The sequence below is a fragment of the Gammaproteobacteria bacterium genome, assembly GCA_016199745.1.
GTDB lineage: Bacteria > Pseudomonadota > Gammaproteobacteria > Acidiferrobacterales > Sulfurifustaceae > JACQFZ01.
Genome location: JACQFZ010000070.1, coordinates 1 through 18,449, shown reverse-complemented (window position 1 = coordinate 18,449; position 18,449 = coordinate 1). Strand labels below are relative to the sequence as shown.

Sequence of the window (18,449 nt, the reverse complement as noted above, 5' to 3'; positions counted from 1 at the left end):
CACTTCCCATCAAGAGCAGGCGCTAATAGGAGATCAGCGTTTTTTTGGACAAACGGTAATGTCAGAATTCGCAGGACCTGCTGATCGCTCGGATACTTCGTCGGCTGCATGACACCTAATCGCTGCGGCGCCGCTTGCGGTAGATAATAAAATGTTCCAATCCCGTCCTTGAAAGAGGGAGGGAGTAAAACGCATCAAGCGTGTACTGGTACCAGTGGCCGAACGCCTGTTAGTACCGCCGCCATGGCAAGCGCGAACAGTGCTTTAGAAATGAATGTCACCGCATACGGTAGCAGCGTTACAAACGTTGGATGGAGCATCGGCAATACCGCGAAGAAGTTGATCGCCCATAGCACCGCCAGCGTCGCCAACGCTGAGGCAAATATTGCCGCCGACCGCCGATGGCTCAGGCGCGGCCAGACAACACGGGCAAAGCCAAATCCGACGACCAACGAAAGCAGCAGATGAATCCCGAGACCGATCATTACGGCGTTAGGCGACTGCACCAGGTTCGGTGCTATGCTCGAGGTGACTTCCCGTGCAATATTCGCCGCCGACACTGGTGAGATGACGCCGTAGGCGGCCACCCATACGACTTCGGCCAAACCGCCAGCGAGTCCGGCCAACAGCACCAGCGACGTCGGCAGCGCCAGCGATCGGCGAGTTTTTTTGCGGTTTACCAAGCAACACCTCCAAATTTTGTCGACAGCCGGGAATCAGCCGCGCATCAGGAAAAATCCAAAGAGCAATAGGCCGCTGACAACCGTGGTCGCACCGACAAGAAGCGCCAGGCCGCTTTCATTGATCCACGAACGTTTACTGGGTTGGAATCTCGCCAGAATAAACCCCAGCGCTACGAACACCAGCACCGTTAGTATTCCGTGCGTAATCCAATGATGACCCGACACGGCTTTCATCCACGTCATGAGTGACTCGTTGGTTTCTTTGGCGACCACCAGCAGCACTGTCAACACACTTGTTACTGCTGCTGAGAGCCCGAACGACAACACTGTATTTCGATTCGACATACCTTACCCTCCGAGCAATCCGAGTTTCACGCCGAGCGCGACAACGGCACCACCGCCTTCCATCGCCAAGCCAAGTAACACGATAAACGTCGTTACGGTGAGTAATAGCTGGCGGGTGCCTGAATCGAGGATCAATCGGTTGCCGCTTGCACGCGTAGCGATTGGCAGGTACGTGCTCAAGAGCAGCAGTACAAAGAACAAATGTTCTTTGCTTTCCATTACCAGATCGTGCGCGAACGGCCAGGGGCCGCTTTTGATTACCGCTTTATCGGCGGCGTAGTACAAGACATACCAGTAGCCGCCGAACATATACGACAACCAAAACATGACGGCGGCGATTAAGGCGGCACAACGGATGCGCTTCTCGTTATGTGCACTGGCGTTCAAGATTTCGACGCCGACCCATACGGTGGCGAGCACGCCCAGAACACCGAAGGTGGGATGTAGCATGAGAATGATTTCTTTCATAAGGCTCCTCCCTTTGATATTTCATTTTTAGCAGCGTCCGGTCCGATGTACCTTGACCGATGTCAAAGTTTTCGTGCTTAGGGGTTGAAGCGAGAACGAAGGTTTTTTAGCGTTATTTCATACCGTGAAACGGGGAGGGCTATGATGGGGCGATAAATCGAACCGCGACTACCAAAGGACTTCGTATTTTTATCCATCATGTTCGGGAGCACTCCATCTTTGCCGCATTCTCTTAAACACCTCAGACCCAATCATTCCCGCCGAACCTGCGACCATCGACAGCAACCAGTGTTGCCACCCCAGTGCTTCGAAGTGAAATACGTCGCGTAACGACGGCACGTACAGCACCAGCAGCAGTCCACCGAGCGCGCCGGCGACGACGAACCACAACGCCGGATTCGGCATAGACAACGTCGCCCATAAGCGGCGCGTCTGCGATCGGTTCGCCAAGATCAAACCGATATTGCCCAGGACGAGTGCGGCGAAGGCGGTGGCGCGAGCCTGCGGTTCGGGAGTGCCGTGACCGAGTGTGAACCAGTACAGCGCGCTGATGACGAAGAGTACCGCTAGTCCTTGAAACAACGCGTATCCGAGCAGCTGCGTGCCGAGTAACGGTTCGTGTGGATCGCGCGGGCGGCGCTTCATCGTGTCCGGATGGGCCGGTTCAGCCTCAAAGGCGATGGAGCAGGCGGGATCGATGATAAATTCTAAAAAGACAATGTGCACTGGAAAGAACAACAACGGCAGGCCGGTGAGTAACGGCACTAGTGCCATGCCGGCGGTTGGGATATGCACGGCGACGAGGTAGGCCATCGCGTGGCGGATATTGTCGTAGATACGGCGGCCAAGTTTGATGGTATCGACGATCGCGGGAAACTCGTCGTCGAGCAGGATGAGGGCGGCGGCTTCGCGCGCGACATCGGTACCACGGTGGCCCATGGCAACGCCGATGTGTGCGGCTTTCAGAGCCGGGGCGTCGTTGACGCCGTCGCCGGTCATGGCGACGATCTCGCCATTGGCTTTGAGTGCGTTGACGAGCAGGAGTTTTTGCTGCGGGATAACGCGGGCGAAGATGCTGACCTGTTGCACGCGCGCACGCAGCTCGTCGGTGCTGAGCAGAGCCAGTTGCTTGCCGGTGATGACACCGCCGGTGGATTCGAGGCCGATCTGCCGGGCGATAGCTTCGGCGGTACCGGGATGATCGCCAGTGATCATAACGACGCGAATGCCAGCGTCGTGGCATTGGTGGATCGCGTGCGGGACGGTGGCGCGGACCGGATCGGCCAAAGCGAGCAGGCCGAGATAATTGAATGTGAAGCCGGTCGGATCGTTCGGGAAATTATTTCCTTGAAAGCGCGCTTCGGCGACAGCGAGCACGCGTCGACCTTGAGCGGCGAGCGCTTTGGTTTGGTCGAGGACTTGGTGGCGCAAGTTGTCGTCGAGCTGACATAGGCGAGCGATGGTTTCGGGCGCGCCCTTGCTGGCGACGAGCAGCTCGTCGCGCTCGGGAATTTTCCAACAATGCGTAACGGCAAGCAGTTCCGGCGTCAGATCGTATTCGCGGACTAGGCGCCATTGCGCGCGCATGGCGTCAACGTCGGGATTTGCGTCGTGGGCGTAGCGCAGGATGGCGCGTTCCATCGGATCGGACGGATTGAGTTCACATGCCAGCGCTGCGGATTGCACGATCGGCCGCAGGGTGGGGATGGGTTTCGCGGTGCCGTCAAAAATCTTACCCTCGTCTGAATTTTCCCGAGACGGCGGAAACGCGATCTCGCTAAGCACCATCCGGTTTTCGGTGAGCGTGCCGGTCTTGTCGACGCATAACACGGTGGCCGAACCGAGCGTTTCGATAGCGGGAATGCGGCGCGTTAGCACGCGCTTCTGCGAGATGCGCCAGGCGCCGAGAGCGAGAAACACAGTGAGCACGACCGGAAATTCTTCTGGCAACACGGCCATTGCCAGCGTGATACCGGCAAGCAAGCCATCGAGCCAGCCGCCGCGTAGCAGCGCGTACAGCAGCACCACTAGCACGCACGCGCTAAGGCCGACGGCGGCGAACACGCGAATCACACGGGCGGTTTGTCGCTGCAGCGGTGTGTTTTCGATATCCAGTTGTTGCAGCGCTTTGCCGATGTGGCCGATCTGGGTACTGCTGCCGGTCGCGAGTAGGCGGGCGATGCCTTGGCCTTGAACGACGAGCGAACCGGAATACACGAACGCTGTGGCCTCGCTGCCGGCCGCCTCCATTTGCGTGGCCTGGATCGTGTCGGTGTGCTTTGCGACCGGCAACGATTCGCCAGTCAGCAGTGATTCATCGACGCTGAACTGATTGCATTCGAGCAATACGCCGTCGGCCGGCACGCGGTCGCCCTCACCGAGAATGACGAGATCGCCGGGGACAACCTCGCGCCCGGGAATGCGACGCTGCTCGCCGTCACGAATGACGAGCGCGCGCGGACTCGATAAATCGCGCAACGCATGGAGCGTGCGTTCGGTTTTACGTTCTTGGTAGATCGTGATGCCCATAACAACGACGACCGACGCCAACAAAATCAGCGCTTCGCGCACATCGCCGAGCACTAAATAAATGATACCGCCGGCAACGAGCAGCAGGAACATCGGCTCGCGAATGACATCGACAGTGATACGCCAGAGGTGACGTTGGCTGGCGCCGGCGAGCTCGTTCGCGCCGTATTCCGTCAGACGTCGTTGGGCATCGGCGTCGGTGAGACCCGTCGTTAACAGCTGCTGGTGTTCAGAGGCGGTCATGTTTGCGATATCGGGATTATCCCGAACGCGGTCCGGTGTCATCCGTGCTCGGCGCAATGGGCGTTTCGCGATCCATCAGTATTGTATGCGCTGGCCCCTCGAGATCCTCGAATTGTCCGCTTTGTACCGACCACAAAAATATCCCGACGATGATTAGGCTAATCACCAATGCAAGTAGGACGAGCAGATAGACGACTTCCATACGTTTATGGACGCCCAGGCCGCCGATGAAGGCGCCACGCATTTGCCACCACCAGCAATGAACTTGTCGACATGCCGAGCGCGGCTACCCACGGTGCAACGACACCCGTGGCCGCCGTTGGAACGGCGAGCAGGTTATACAAAATGGCCCACGTAAGATTTTGCCGGATTACGGATGTCGTGCGGCGGGCAGTCGTGACGGCGGCGGCAAGCGGGCGTAGGTCCGACGACAGTAAAACCATATCGGCGCTGGCAGCGGCAATGTCGGCGGCATTGTTCATGGCGATGGACACCTGCGCGCCGACGAGCACGGGGGCGTCGTTGATGCCGTCGCCGGCCATGGCAATGATGGCGCCGTTCTGCTGGAACGCCTGCAATCGTGCCAGCTTGGCTGCCGGTGTTAGCTCGGCGTGGACGTCGTCGATGCCGAGCGATTTGGCAACTGCCATTGCCGACTCGCTGTGGTCGCCGGTCAGCATGACGATGTGTCGTCCGTAGCGCTTTAGCTCAGCGATCAATTCGGCGGCGCCCGGGCGTAATGTGTCATTGAGCACAAAGGCGGCGAGCAATTGCGCCGTTGTCGCCAGTAGCACGACCGTGCCGCCACCGTTTCGTAGATCAGCGAGCGTCTCAGGCGCTAACTGGAACTGTGTCATCTCGGCGATGAACGCTGGTGTGCCGATAAAAATCGGACGGTTGTCCATCACGCCGGAGAGACCGGCGCCGACGCGATTTTTCACGTTGTTGATCTGCGGAAGTTTCATCGTTGCCGCGTCGGCGACGATGGCGCAGGCGATAGGGTGTTCTGAATGCTGCTCAAGTGCGGCGGCGATCGTGAGACAGCGCTCGCTTGTTTCGTTGCCCAACACTTGGGTACGGCGGATGTGCAATTGACCGAGCGTCAATGTGCCGGTTTTATCGAAGACGAAGTGAGTCGCGCGCGCTAGTGTTTCGAGCGCATGGCCGCGAGTGACGAGCATGCCGTTACGCGCCAGTGTCGACGTCGCCGCGGTAAGCGCGGTCGGGGTCGCTAACGCCAACGCGCACGGGCAAGTGACGATGAGTACGGCGATGACGATCGGCAAAAAGCGGGTCGCATCGTGCTGCCACCAATAGGCGCCGACCAGCGCGGTAACGACGAGCATGCCGATGACGAACCAGGCGGCGACCCGGTCGGCGATCTCGGCGATGCGCGGCTTTTCCGTTTGTGCGCGATCGAGCAGTCGTAACACCGCCGACAGCACGGTGTCGGTGCCGGTTTTGTCGACGCGCACGGTCAGCGGGCTTTCGATATTGATCGAGCCGCCGATGACTGTGTCGCCCACTGCTTTGGGGATCGGTCGGCTTTCGCCGGTGAGCAACGATTCGTTGACGCTCGAAAGCCCGCCACGAATGACGCCGTCGGCAGGAATCGTTTCGCCGGGACGCACGAGCACGAGGTCGCCGAGTACGAGTTCCGCGACCGGCAGTTGCTCCGGTTCGGCGCGCGCGTTCAAGCGAGTGGCACTGGCCGGTGTTGCCTTAATCAGAGACTCGACGGATTCACTGGCGCGTGCGCGCGCGGCCAGCTCCAAATAACGACCGCCGAGCAGTAAGAACACGAACATGGTGACCGCGTCGTAGTAAGCAATACCGTTGCCGGTAATTGTGGCGACGGCGCTGGCGGCAAAGGCGCCGCCGATGCCGAGGGTCACGAGCACATCCATGCCGACGCGCGCGTGGCGCACACTGTTGGCGGCAGCGCGGAAGAATGGTCGCGCGCTGTAGAGCAGTACCGGTAGCGTGAGCGCCAGGCTGATCCAGCTAAAGAACGTACGCAACATCGGATCGCTGCCGGACCAATCGCCGAAATAGAGCGCCTCGGACAACGTCATCACTTGCGCTGCCATGATGCCGGCGACGCCGAGTCGGCGCAGCAACGCACGCCGTTCTTGCGCTAGCAGTTGTTGGCTACGTGCCGCGTCGTAAGGATGAGCATCGTAACCGATGGCGCGAATCGCCTTTAGGATGCCGCTCAAATGGATTTTTTTATCGTCCCATATCACGCGCGCCCGCCGTGTCGCGTAATTCACCTGCACGTCGTGTACACCCTCAAGACGTTTCAGTTGTTGCTCGTTCAGCCAAATACAGGCGGCACATGTGATGCCATCCAGGATCAACGCCGCTTCACGTTGTTCGCCGACGTCGCGGACGAATCCGCGTTGCACAGACGGATGATCATAGACGGCGAGCTCACGGAGCGTGTCCGGTACGAGCTCGTCGCCTTTAGCGGCGGCGGCCGTGCGAAAGCGGTAGTAGTCGCCGATCCCGGCGTCGACGATCGTATTGGCCACTGCCTGACAACCACGGCAGCAGAGCGGACGGGTAACGCCGTCCCAGGTGAGTGACAAGTTGGTGCCGGTCGGTATCGGCAGGCCGCAGTGGAAGCAGGAAACGACCGCAGTTCGCGCCGGTACCGGGTCTGCGGTGATGGCGAGTGATGGCGCTGACGCTGTCATGAGGCGTTCCGGTTTGTGCGCGGCTTGTTTATTCAGACTCTTACAGCGTATGCGCGAACCGTATTACGCACCCAGTTACTCCACAAATCCTTGATCTGCATCAAACAAGGAAACACCGACGTCGACTATCGTTTGTGACATTGAATCGGGTCCGGTGACGCGGGTTTACTCGATCGGATCAGAACGATGGTTGATCTTCGTCAAAGAACCGACGTTGTGGGTAATTTAAAAGGGGCGCCTGCATGACTGCAGTAACAACGACGTACAACGACACCGTTGTACGCCAATTTGCCGTGATGACCGTGGTATGGGGCATCGTCGGCATGTTGGTCGGTGTCATCATCGCCGCGCAAATGGCGTGGCCGCAGCTTAATTTTGATATTCCGTACCTGACATTCTCGCGCCTGCGGCCGTTGCATACCAATGCCGTGATCTTCGCGTTTGGTGGCTCGGCACTGTTTGCGGCGTCGTACTACGTCGTCCAACGCACATGCCACGTGCGGTTGCACAGCGACAAGCTCGCGGCCTTTACCTTCTGGGGCTGGCAGCTGGTGATCGTCGCCGCTGCCATCACGTTGCCGCTCGGTATTACGTCCAGCAAGGAATACGCCGAGTTGGAATGGCCGATAGATATTCTCATCGCCGTCGTCTGGATCGCCTACGCAATTGTCTTCTTCGGCACGCTCGCCAAGCGCCGGGTCAGTCATATCTACGTCGCCAATTGGTTCTTCGGTGCCTTCATCCTGACGATCGCCATTCTGCACATCTTTAACAGCTTGGCGCTGCCGGTGTCGTTCTGGAAATCGTATTCGGCCTACGCCGGTGTTCAGGACGCGATGATCCAATGGTGGTACGGCCACAATGCCGTCGGCTTTTTTCTGACCGCCGGCTTCCTCGGCATCATGTACTACTTCATTCCGAAGCAAGCGGAGCGGCCGGTGTATTCCTATCGCTTGAGCGTGGTCCACTTTTGGGCGCTGATCTTCACTTATATCTGGGCCGGCCCGCATCATCTGCACTACACGGCGTTGCCCGATTGGGTGCAGTCGATAGGCATGGTGTTCTCGATAATCCTGTTGGCGCCGTCGTGGGGCGGAATGATCAACGGCATCATGACGCTGTCCGGTGCCTGGCATAAGTTGCGTACCGATCCGATTCTCAAGTTCTTGGTGGTGTCGGTGTCGTTCTACGGCATGGCGACGTTCGAAGGGCCGATGATGTCGATCAAGACGGTCAATGCGTTGTCGCACTACACCGATTGGACCATCGGCCACGTGCATGCCGGCGCGCTCGGCTGGGTAGCGATGGTATCGATTGGGTCGATCTATTTCTTGATCCCGCGACTGTTCAATCGTCCGCTCTACAGCCTAAAGCTGGTGGAAACGCATTTTTGGGTTTCGACCATCGGCATCGTGATCTACATCGCCGCCATGTGGACTGCCGGTGTGATGCAGGGGTTGATGTGGCGGGCCGTGAATCCCGACGGCACCTTGACCTATAGCTTCGTCGAGACGGTACAGGCGATGCACCGGTTTTACATAGCGCGTCTGGTAGGCGGCCTGTGTTTCTTCGGCGGCATGTTGCTCATGGCCTATAACCTGCGGCGCACGATCGCCGGCGCGAAGCCGGTGGCTATCCAAGTTCCGGCGCCGAGCCGGGCGCTGGCGATGACAAATTAAGAGGGCCACATGGCAAGCGCGCACGACAAAATCGAAAAGAATTTAGGGTTGCTGATTATCTTGGTGGTTATCGTCATCAGTATCGGTGGGCTGGTCGAGATCGTGCCGTTGTTTTTCCAACGGTCTACCACCGAGCCGGTCGACGGCCTTAAACCGTACACCGCCTTGCAGCTTGAGGGGCGCGACATCTACGTACGCGAAGGATGTTACGGCTGTCATTCGCAAATGATCCGTCCGTTCCGCGCCGAAACCGAGCGCTACGGTCACTACTCGGTCGCCGGCGAATTCGTTTACGACCGCCCGTTTCAATGGGGTAGTAAGCGCACCGGTCCGGATCTCGCACGCGTCGGCGGGCGTTACTCGGACGATTGGCAACGCGCGCATCTTATTAGTCCGCGTGACGTCGTGCCGGAGTCGATCATGCCGGGTTATCCCTGGCTCGCGGCCAATAAGCTCAGCACCGACTTAGTTCAGAAAAAAATGCGGACACTGCGTCAACTCGGCCATCCGTATACCGATGAAGATATCGCCAATGCACCGCAAGAGCTCGATGGCAAAACGGAAATGGACGCGATGATCGCATATCTGCAAAACCTCGGTATTGTTATTAAGGTGCGTCGATGATGACAGTGATCAATGCGGTTTGGACGGTGTTGTCGTTGATTATCTTTATCGGCATTGTCGTCTGGGCATGGAGTGCACGGCAGCAGGATCGTTTCGATGCCGCAGCAAACGCGCCGTTCGACGATGCGTCGCGAGATGAAAAACATGGCTGACTTTAGCACCGGTTTTTGGAGTTGGTTTATCGCTGGCGTGACGCTTGCCGGTATTGCCGCGCTGTTCTGGCTCAATCGTTGGATGGCGACGCCGCGACGTAAGGATGTCAAGCAGACGGAAACGACCGGGCATGTTTGGGACGAAGATCTCAAGGAACTGAACAATCCATTACCGCGTTGGTGGCTCAATCTGTTTTATCTGACGCTGGTCTTCGGTCTGGTTTATCTCGCGCTTTATCCCGGACTTGGCGGCTATAGCGGGATGCTCGGTTGGAGCCAGCGCGGTCAATACGAACAGGAAACCGCCGAGGCCGAACAAAATTTCGGCGCGCAATACGAAAAATATTCGCACGAAGATCTGGCGGTGCTTGCGACCAATGCCGAGGCGCTCAAAACCGGCGAGCGGTTGTTTGTAAATTACTGCACGGCTTGTCACGGCTCCGATGCGCGCGGCGCCCGCGGATTTCCTAATTTACGTGACAACGATTGGTTGTGGGGCGGCGATCCGCAGACAATCAAACAATCGATCATGGAGGGACGCAGCGGTGCCATGCCGGCCTGGGGCCCGGTATTAGGCGCGGATGGCGTTCGTAATGTTGCCGCCTATGTGCGCTCGCTGTCGAAATTGGCGGACGTTGACGAGCTCGCGGCGACAGCCGGCCGGGAAAAATTTCAGCAGCTGTGCGTCGCCTGTCACGGCCCGGAAGGGAAAGGAAATCCGGCGCTCGGCGCGCCGAATCTGACCGACAAAACGTGGCTCTATGGCAGCACGTCGCAAATTGTAATGGAGACGATCGAGAAGGGACGGAGCGGGCGTATGCCGGCGCACAACGATTTTCTTGGCGAGGCTAAGGTACATGTGCTGGCGGCTTACATCTACAGCTTGTCACATCCGCCGGCCGTCGCCGCGACGAATTCGCTATCAACCGTTCCGGGTGAGAGCAGTGGTGGGAACGGATTTTAGATGTCTGGCGGGAATGGTACTTACTTAACTCGACTATGTTACTAAACTGACTTGCCCCGACCTTATTAGCAGGTTCCTTCCCCTTCAGGGGGAAGGACAGGATGGGGGTGGGTTGTGGTCGCTACTGCAAAAAACCCACCCCCACCCCGGCCCTCCCCCTGAGGGGGAGGGAGTGTCGGCCGATATGCTTCGGTTCTTGCTTAAGTAAGCGCCATTCATGTCTGGCGGGTTTGACACGTGAGCGCCAAACCCGCCTCAACGTAGACCAAAATTATGATGAACGACGAAGTCCGTGAAGAGCTTTACGCCAGGCGCCAACAGATCTATCCGCGCGAAGTCCACGGCGTGTTCGCGCGCTGGCGCGTGATCATGGTCGTGCTCACTTTGGGTATTTACTACGGTCTGCCGTGGATCTCGTGGGGCGAAGGTCGGCAAGCGTTTCTCATCGATCTGCCCGGGCGCAAGTTTCATCTATTCTTTTGGACGTTCTGGCCGCAAGATCTTTTTTATTTGGCGGCGGTGCTGATCATCGCCGCGCTGTCGTTATTTCTTTTTACCGCTATTGCCGGTCGGCTCTGGTGCGGTTACACCTGCCCGCAGACCGTATGGACCGAAGTATTTCTATGGATCGAACGACACATCGAAGGCGGCCGCTTAAAGCAGATGAAGCTAGCAGCGAGCGCTTGGAACCGCGATAAGGTTTTAAAGAAGGGCGCTAAGCATCTCGTATGGATCCTGTTATCACTGTGGACCGGATTTACTTTTGTCGGTTATTTCACGTCCATTCGCGAGCTCGTGCTGGCAGTTACCCAGGTAAAACTGGGACCCTGGGAAACGTTCTGGATTCTGTTCTACGGATTTACCACCTACGGCAACGCCGGGTTCCTGCGCGAGCAAGTTTGTCTTTATATGTGTCCGTACGCACGTTTCCAGGGTGTCATGTATGACCGCGACACGCTCGTTATCTCATACGACAAACGCCGCGGCGAACCGCGCGGTGCACTGAAACGCGCCGACGACACCACGACCACCGGCCTCGGCGATTGCATCGATTGCACGTTGTGCGTGCAAGTTTGTCCGACCGGCATCGACATTCGTAACGGCTTGCAAATTGAATGCATCGCTTGTGGGGCTTGCCTGGATGCTTGCGACACGGTGATGCAGAAAGTGGGCTATCCCAAAGGTCTAATCCGCTACAGCAGCCAAAATGAAATGGAGCAGGGCACGCCACGGCAATTACTACGGCCACGCATACTTATCTATGGCGCCGCGCTGGCGAGTATTGCCACAGCGTTGATAACGGCGGTGTTACTGCGTGTGCCGCTGGATCTTGATGTTATCCGCGACCGCAACGCGCTCTACCGCGAAACGCCGGACGGATTAATCGAAAACGTATATACCTTAAAAATCCTTAACAAAGACACACGCGACCATCGCTACCTAATCACTGCCGGTGGTATTCAAAACCTTGTCTTGGGCATTGAACACAATTGGGTTTCGGTGGCCTCCGGTGAAGTGGTCGAAATACCAGCGCGGCTGCAAGCCGATGTTCGAGGATTACACGGACGCAGCACTGTCGTGCGATTTGCCTTACAAGCGCAAGACGAACCGATGCTCCGCAAGATCGAGGAAGCGCGTTTTCTCGGACCGGCGTCTTAAGGAGGATGATTCGATGAATTCAAACATCGTTGCACAGGTGCCTTGGTATAGCGTACCCATGGTTTGGCTATTGATCGCGCTGCCGGCCGCCGCCGTTGCCGCCGGGTTTACGATGCTGTGGTTTGCTATCGCTACCGACGACGGTGTGGTGGCTGACGATTATTATCGACGCGGCAAGGAGATCAATCTCGTATTGAGTCGCGATCATGCGGCGGCGGCCAAGAATCTCAAAGCATCGCTGCAGCTCGATGCCGCGCAACGTGAGCTGCTCATCAAGCTTGAGCCGGCGACGATTCAACCGCCGCAATTGGAAGTTCTCTTTTTGCATGCCACGCGCGAAGGCAATGATCGTCGACTTCTTTTGTCGCGCGCCGACGACGGCCGTTATCGCGGTCAGATCCTTGTGCTTGCACCTGGGCGCTACAACATTCAACTCGCCGCTAACGATTGGCGATTGATCGGTTCGTTGCGTGCTCCCGGCGATGCTCGAATTGACGTGTTACCGGCAGTATCGCGCTAACCGTGCCTAACGAGATCTCGTTGGGCGCGGCGTTCCTAGTCGGCCTGCTGAGCTCGATCCATTGTATTGGCATGTGCGGCGGAATCGTCGGTGCCTTGACCTTGGGTATCCGCGCTCCCGGCCGCACGATGGGGTCGATCGCTCCGTATCTGCTTGCCTATAACACCGGACGTATCGCCAGTTATGCCGTAGCCGGTGCGATCGTCGGTTTTCTCAGTGTACCGTTGTTGCAGTTGGCACCGCGCTTTGTGGCGCGGCTAATTTCCGCTGCTTTTATGGTTGCGCTCGGCCTGTATCTCACGGGTTGGTGGACCGGCCTCGCATTGCTCGAACGACTCGGCGGAAATTTATGGACCCGCATCGCACCGCTTGGCCGGCGCTTATTGCCGGTACGCCATCCGCTACAGGCGTTGCTGCTCGGATTATTGTGGGGTTGGCTTCAGTGCGGATTGGTCTACGCCACGCTTGCGTGGTCACTCGCCGCCGGCGGCGCTACCGAGAGTGCCGCGCTAATGACGGCATTCGGTCTCGGTACATTGCCAATGTTGCTTATCATGGGCGCTACGGCGCGTTGGTTTGGTGGTATCGCGCGCCAAGCGTGGGTGCGGCGCGTCGTGGGTCTGTTGCTAATTGCGCTGGGTATCTACGCGTTGCTGAATGGTACTTACTTAACTCGACTATGTTACTAAACTGACCTGCCCCGAACTTATTAGCAGGTTCCTTCCCCTTCAGGGGGAAGGACAGGATGGGGGTGGGTTGTGGTCGCTACTGCAAAAAACCCACCCCCACCCCGGCTGTTCCCGCCCGGTGCGCACGAATATCACGTGCGCCCGTTCGGCGGCGCCAGTGTCCACTGGACACTGGCGAAAGCTTCGCCTCACCCCCCTGAGGGGGAGGGAGTGTCGGCCGATATGCTTCGGCTCTTGCTTAAGTAAGTGCCATTCGTGTCCGACTTAGCATTGCTCGGCGTGCCGGCACGTCGAGCAAGTGCACATTTTTGTTATCGACATCGATTAAGCCCGATCGCTGCAACTTGGAAAAAATGCGGCTTACCGTAAACACGTTTGCCCCGGCCTTCATGCAGAGGCGTCGAAATTGTGGTTGCGGGTGATTCGTTAGGATGGGGTAGGAATCGACCTACTCGGTGGAATAGCAGCAGCGTTCTAACCGCCTGACTTGGGATCGTCGACCAGTTGATTGGCGATCGCGTAACGGATTAATTCGGTTTGGTTGGTCAGCCCCATCTTTTCCATGAGGCGAGCCTTGTGCGTGCTCACGGTTTTGACCGACAAGTTCAGCCGCTCGCCGATCTCGGTGACGGACTTGCCGGAAACCAGCAGCTGAAATACCTGGTACTCGCGGTCAGACAGCGTGGTATGTGGTGGGCCGCTGGTCTGCGGCATGGCGCCGAGCGCCAATTGCTCGGCTACCTCGGCGCTAATGAAAGCGCCACCGCCAGCGACCTTGCGGATCGCCGAGATCAGCTGCGCGGAGCGCTTTCTTTCGTCAGATAACCGGCGGCGCCGGCCTTGATCGCACGGATCGCGTATTGCTGCTCCTCATGCATGCTTAATATAAGGATACGCAGCTTCGGCTTTTCACTGCGGATCTGCTTGATCAGTTCGATGCCGCTCTTTTTCGGCATCGACATGTCGAGCAGCAACACGTCGAACTCGAGCTCGCGCACGCACTGCAGGACTTCTTGACCGTCACGCGCCTCGCCGACAATCGAAAAATCGGCGTCGGCGAGCAGCTGCTTGAGCCCCTCGCGCACGATCGTGTGATCGTCGGCAATCACTACTCGGATCACGCTTCCCCCTCGCCCCATCCTGCGGTACAGGGAGGTACGAATGTCGCGAGCGCAGGAGCGACCTCTCCGGCGAGGGGAGAGGGGGAGTTGGTACGCTGACGCGTTTCTTCGACCGGTATGACGACGCGCATCATGGATTGAACGGTAGCCGTACCTCGATATAAGTGCCATGGCCGGGACTGCTTTCGATTTTCACCTTACCGCCGATCAAGTATACCCGTTCGCGAAGGCCGATGAGGCCATAGGAATTCGGTTTACGCGGATCTGTCGACGTGAAACCGATTCCATCGTCGCGCACGCTGAATACGATTTCACCGTCGGCGTTTTCGACCGTCACATCCACGCTAGTCGCTTGCGCATGCTTGGCGATATTGGTTAGCGATTCCTGTAACACGCGAAACAGCATCTTTGCCTGTGGATCGTACATTTCAAGTTCAGGATCAGCGACAGCGAGGTGACATTGGATACCGCTACGCTCGATAAAGTTTTGCACCAGCCATTCCGTCGCCGGCAGCAAGCCGAGGTCATCGAGCATCATCGGCCGTAGATCCGAAGAGATACGGCGGGTGGCGGCGACGGTACTGTCGAGCAGCGCTTCCATGACCTTCAGCTTATCGGCGATCGGTAACGGTGGCGCCGTTAGCTTATCTTTGATCCAGGCGACATCCATCTTAAGTCCGGTCAGCGCCTGTGCCAGCTCGTCGTGCAGCTCGCGAGCGATGCGGCGCTTTTCTTGCTCGCGTAGCTGATTTGCGGCGGCGGCAAGCTCGTACAGTTCTTCTTTGGAGCAGCGCAAGGCCGCTTCCGCCCGTACACGCTCGGTAACGTCGCGCAGAATCACGGTATAAAACTTCTGGCCGTTCTCGGTGATGTGCGAAATCGACGCATCGATCGGGAACTCCTCTGAAGGCACGTCAGCATGGCCAGCTCAACTACGACATGTGCGACTATTTCATCGGCACCGAATGCGATGTAGTTGGCATAGGTCCGACGGCCCTAAGCAAGCTTCGGGCAATCCACGCCAAGAACGAAGATCGATTAACGGATTACGGCACGGCACTCGACAGCGGGCAGCTGCCGATTGCTGGCAGCACGCTGTTGCGCATGGAGGAGTTGCACGCCGTTGTACTAACTATTTAGTCGCATCACTAGTAGCATGCCGTACCGAAGCCTGCGTCAGGTGAATGCGTTTTTTTGAACACCGTGAGGGGAGCATCGATGCTCCCTCTTTTTTTGATATAAGAAAGCCCGTTTGGCTCGCACGACGAGAACGCCGTTTGCCGGTTTCGATTTCATCTTCATCGAGTGGCACACAGATTCCGCTTGTCCGCCCAATCGAACTTCAAATGATCGCACCCGTATTTAACAGAGCACGGGTGTCCAACTTCTTTTGCTAGGTACAAGGAACATAATGTTTGCCGCTTTTACCCAACAAGAAATCAGAACTAATTTATTGAGCGGCTTGACGGTTGCGCTAGCCATGGTGCCGGAAGCCGTGGCATTCGCTCTGGTGGCGCATGTTTCTCCGCTTACCGGCCTGTACGCGGCGTTCATGATGGCGCTAATTACATCCGCTATCGGCGGTCGACCTGGCATGGTATCGGGTGCTGCCGGTGCACTTGCCGTCGTCATGGTCGCGCTGGTCGTCGATCATGGCGTCGAATATTTGTTCGCTGCGGTGATACTGATGGGCGTTCTGCAGATGTTGTTTGCGCTCGCCAAGCTCGGCAAGTTCATCCGCATGGTGCCGCACCCAGTGATGCTGGGCTTCGTCAATGGCCTTGCCATCGTCATCTTCCTAGCACAATTCGGCCACTTTAAGATTACTGGAGCGGATGGAGCGACGCGCTGGTTGCCGGTCGATGCGCTCTACATCATGTTTGGCCTCATCGCGCTAACGATGGCGATTATTTACCTGCTGCCTAAGCTCACCAAAGCCATACCGGCGACACTCGCCGGCATTCTGGTGGTATCGATATTGGTTGCCACCTTTAGTATCGAAACCAAAACCGTCGGCGACCTTGGGTCGATCAAAGGCGGGTTGCCGAATTTTCATCTGCCGGCGGTGCCGTTGAGCTGGGAAACGCTGCGTATCGTGTTCCCGTATTCGTTGATCCTTGCCGCCATTGGTTTGATGGAGTCGTTGCTTACGCTCAACCTCATCGACGACATGACCAACACCCGTGGCCGACCGAACCGCGAATGCTTGGCCCAAGGAGCGGCGAACGTCGTGACCGGCTTCTTCGGCGGCATGGGCGGCTGCGCCATGATTGGTCAGAGCATGATCAATGTCGGTAACGGTGCGACCCGGCGTTTATCCGGTATTGCCATGGCGCTGTTCTTGCTCAGTTTTATCTTATACGGCTCCGAGTGGATCGAGCGCATTCCCCTGGCGACGCTGATCGGCGTGATGTTCGTTGTCGTCGGCAAGACGTTTGAGTGGGGCAGCTTTCGCTTGTTCGGCAAAGTACCGACGCCGGATATCGTTGTCGGGCTGCTGGTCGCAGCGGTAACGGTAGCGGTTAATTTGGCTGTCGCCGTGGTCGTCGGTGTCATTGTTTCAGCCTTGGTATTTGCCTGGGAGCATGCCAAGCGCATCAAGGTCCAAACCTATACGGATGAAAGCGGTTGGAAGGTCTACGAGCTCGAAGGGTCGCTGTTCTTTGCGTCGGTGGCCGAATTCCAGAAACTGTTCTCGACCAAAGACGATCCAGCGGACGTCGTCATCGAGTTCCGCCGCGCGCGTGTCGTCGATCACTCCGCGCTGGAAGCAATCGATGTGTTGGCCGACCGTTATCAGCAAGCAGGTAAGCGGTTGCATCTGCGTCACCTCAGCGCCGACTGCCTCGAGCTGCTGGACAAGGCCAAAGGAATGATTGAGGTAAATGTGCTCGAAGACCCGCATTATCATGTCGCCGATGACAAGCTTGCTTAACCGATGGGCGCCATGGCTTCCGATGACCGCGTCAGACGGAGGGGTAGCGAACAGGTTTGGTGCAGCTCCTTTTTGCGAGGGAAGCGGGGAGCGCAGATTGCTCAACGAACCCCAATAGTCCCCATTAATCGCCGGCCAAGAAAAAGCGATATGCGTGCTACCGCACAGAGTAAACGTGCTGTTACGCCCATACTCCATTCACAGATTTGAATTACAGGCTACTGCCCCAGCCAGCCTGACAGGAGGTGCTCATGAATAGCCATCAACTCAAAGGTCGAATCAGCCAAGCGACAGGTAAGCTCAAGGAAATCACCGGCAAGCTTTTCGGCAACAAGTCGTTAGAAGCGAAAGGGCGTGCCAAAAAAACCGGCGGTAAAATTCAGGCCGGATATGGTGATATCAAGGACGACACCCAGAAGCATGTCTGACCTTTCCGTAATTTTCCGTCGATCTAAATACGAACCGCTACGGGAGCGACACGGGTTCGGACAAACCGTTGGCGTAACTCATTGCGGCTTTCTTCACAGCAGCCAAATCGATTGCGATTGCGCCAGCAGCAGTCCAGCCAGTAGCGCTTCGGATTGCAACGGCAGAAGTGTCGCTGCCGCCAGGGCGACGATAAATAAACTGGCGTAAACGGCAAGATCGGTCATGGCGTTACATTCTTACTCCGATCGCGGAAAACGGTTACGGCGTTCATCGAGGAACCGATAATGGGCTGTGTACTTCCTCGGTAGTATTGGATTGGGATCTTAATCGGTAGGTGATAGAGTCTCGCGGCGCCTCTCTCGAATCGTCTCCAGACCCATCAATATTTCCGTTTCGTCCGTGGTAGCGACATCCAAAACTAGTTGCCATGTACGCGATATTTGTCGTTTAGCCAATTGAAGTAACGCGCTTTTGACCAATCCTCACGGTCAACCGATACCCGCAGCGCTGGGGTCGTATTTGGGGTACAGCCGGGGTGAAGCATTATGCGCTGCAGTGCATAAGACTTTTAATGCTCAGTACCAGATTATCCATAGCAAATGCCCCTTGCTCTACAAACGACCTCAGCGAGATCAGTCTTTCCTAACGTAGCGCAACCGCGGCACTGCGCATAATCCGGCGCACACTTCTTCTCCCGACCCAGTGGTCGG

At 57.4% G+C, this 18,449-nt stretch carries 17 protein-coding genes and 2 pseudogenes; 10 read left to right on the top strand and 9 right to left on the bottom strand.

The window, feature by feature from the left end:
* Window positions 1–194: 194 nt before the first annotated feature.
* The 6 genes from HY308_18005 to HY308_17980 form a co-directional block, all read right to left on the bottom strand.
* Window positions 195–683: a hypothetical protein gene (locus tag HY308_18005; protein MBI3900161.1), complete on the bottom strand. Its 489-nt coding sequence runs from the start codon at window positions 681–683 to the stop codon at window positions 195–197.
* A 33-nt stretch (window positions 684–716) separates the two neighbouring features.
* Entirely contained in the window at window positions 717–1,028 is a 312-nt protein-coding gene (locus tag HY308_18000; GenBank protein MBI3900160.1) for a hypothetical protein, read from the bottom strand.
* Window positions 1,029–1,031: 3 nt separating this feature from the next.
* Window positions 1,032–1,496 carry a hypothetical protein gene (locus tag HY308_17995; protein MBI3900159.1) on the bottom strand — a complete coding sequence of 155 codons (465 nt, stop codon included), beginning with the start codon at window positions 1,494–1,496 and terminating at the stop codon, window positions 1,032–1,034.
* A 189-nt stretch (window positions 1,497–1,685) separates the two neighbouring features.
* A complete protein-coding gene (locus HY308_17990) occupies window positions 1,686–4,268 on the bottom strand; it encodes a cation-translocating P-type ATPase (GenBank protein ID MBI3900158.1) in 2,583 nt (860 codons plus the stop codon).
* Between the two features lie 16 nt (window positions 4,269–4,284).
* The gene (ccoS, locus tag HY308_17985) at window positions 4,285–4,470 is read right to left on the bottom strand and encodes a cbb3-type cytochrome oxidase assembly protein CcoS (GenBank protein MBI3900157.1); all 186 of its coding nucleotides are present in this window, start codon (window positions 4,468–4,470) and stop codon (window positions 4,285–4,287) included.
* A 4-nt stretch (window positions 4,471–4,474) separates the two neighbouring features.
* Complete coding sequence (locus HY308_17980; protein MBI3900156.1) at window positions 4,475–6,967, bottom strand: heavy metal translocating P-type ATPase; 2,493 nt, start codon at window positions 6,965–6,967, stop codon at window positions 4,475–4,477.
* Window positions 6,968–7,209: 242 nt separating this feature from the next.
* Here HY308_17980 and ccoN point away from each other — a divergent pair, with 242 nt between their 5' ends.
* The 7 genes from ccoN to HY308_17945 all read left to right on the top strand — a co-directional run bounded on the left by ccoN (window position 7,210) and on the right by HY308_17945 (window position 13,254).
* Window positions 7,210–8,646 carry a cytochrome-c oxidase, cbb3-type subunit I gene (gene ccoN / locus HY308_17975; GenBank protein MBI3900155.1) on the top strand — a complete coding sequence of 479 codons (1,437 nt, stop codon included), beginning with the start codon at window positions 7,210–7,212 and terminating at the stop codon, window positions 8,644–8,646.
* A 9-nt stretch (window positions 8,647–8,655) separates the two neighbouring features.
* Complete coding sequence (gene ccoO, locus HY308_17970) at window positions 8,656–9,270, top strand: cytochrome-c oxidase, cbb3-type subunit II (GenBank protein MBI3900154.1); 615 nt, start codon at window positions 8,656–8,658, stop codon at window positions 9,268–9,270.
* Window positions 9,267–9,422 (top strand): cbb3-type cytochrome c oxidase subunit 3, encoded by a 156-nt coding sequence (locus tag HY308_17965; protein ID MBI3900153.1) that lies wholly within the window; start codon window positions 9,267–9,269, stop codon window positions 9,420–9,422. Before ccoO ends, HY308_17965 begins: the two co-directional genes overlap by 4 nt.
* On the top strand, window positions 9,415–10,386 hold the full coding sequence (ccoP, locus tag HY308_17960; GenBank protein ID MBI3900152.1) for a cytochrome-c oxidase, cbb3-type subunit III: 972 nt from the start codon (window positions 9,415–9,417) through the stop codon (window positions 10,384–10,386). Before HY308_17965 ends, ccoP begins: the two co-directional genes overlap by 8 nt.
* Window positions 10,387–10,659: 273 nt before the next feature.
* Window positions 10,660–12,045, top strand: coding sequence for a cytochrome c oxidase accessory protein CcoG (gene ccoG, locus HY308_17955; GenBank protein MBI3900151.1), 1,386 nt, complete (start codon window positions 10,660–10,662; stop codon window positions 12,043–12,045).
* Between the two features lie 13 nt (window positions 12,046–12,058).
* Window positions 12,059–12,565, top strand: a complete 507-nt coding sequence (locus HY308_17950; protein ID MBI3900150.1) for a FixH family protein — start codon at window positions 12,059–12,061, stop codon at window positions 12,563–12,565.
* Between the two features lie 2 nt (window positions 12,566–12,567).
* Window positions 12,568–13,254 (top strand): sulfite exporter TauE/SafE family protein, encoded by a 687-nt coding sequence (locus tag HY308_17945; GenBank protein MBI3900149.1) that lies wholly within the window; start codon window positions 12,568–12,570, stop codon window positions 13,252–13,254.
* Window positions 13,255–13,728: 474 nt separating this feature from the next.
* Here the strand turns inward: HY308_17945 and HY308_17940 are convergent.
* Together HY308_17940 and HY308_17935 are read right to left on the bottom strand one after the other, a co-directional pair.
* Window positions 13,729–14,375 (bottom strand): annotated as a pseudogene (locus HY308_17940) (response regulator transcription factor).
* Window positions 14,376–14,505: 130 nt separating this feature from the next.
* Complete coding sequence (locus tag HY308_17935; GenBank protein ID MBI3900148.1) at window positions 14,506–15,288, bottom strand: sensor histidine kinase; 783 nt, start codon at window positions 15,286–15,288, stop codon at window positions 14,506–14,508.
* Between the two features lie 26 nt (window positions 15,289–15,314).
* Between HY308_17935 and HY308_17930 the strand changes: the two genes are divergently transcribed.
* The 3 genes from HY308_17930 (at window position 15,315) to HY308_17920 (ending at window position 17,738) form a co-directional block, all read left to right on the top strand.
* Window positions 15,315–15,515 carry a hypothetical protein gene (locus tag HY308_17930; protein MBI3900147.1) on the top strand — a complete coding sequence of 67 codons (201 nt, stop codon included), beginning with the start codon at window positions 15,315–15,317 and terminating at the stop codon, window positions 15,513–15,515.
* Window positions 15,516–15,786: 271 nt separating this feature from the next.
* Entirely contained in the window at window positions 15,787–17,310 is a 1,524-nt protein-coding gene (locus HY308_17925) for a SulP family inorganic anion transporter (GenBank protein ID MBI3900146.1), read from the top strand.
* 251 nt (window positions 17,311–17,561) lie between these two features.
* Entirely contained in the window at window positions 17,562–17,738 is a 177-nt protein-coding gene (locus tag HY308_17920) for a CsbD family protein (GenBank protein MBI3900145.1), read from the top strand.
* 96 nt (window positions 17,739–17,834) lie between these two features.
* Here HY308_17920 and HY308_17915 read toward each other — a convergent pair.
* Window positions 17,835–17,963 (bottom strand): annotated as a pseudogene (locus HY308_17915) (DedA family protein).
* Window positions 17,964–18,449: the final 486 nt, after the last annotated feature.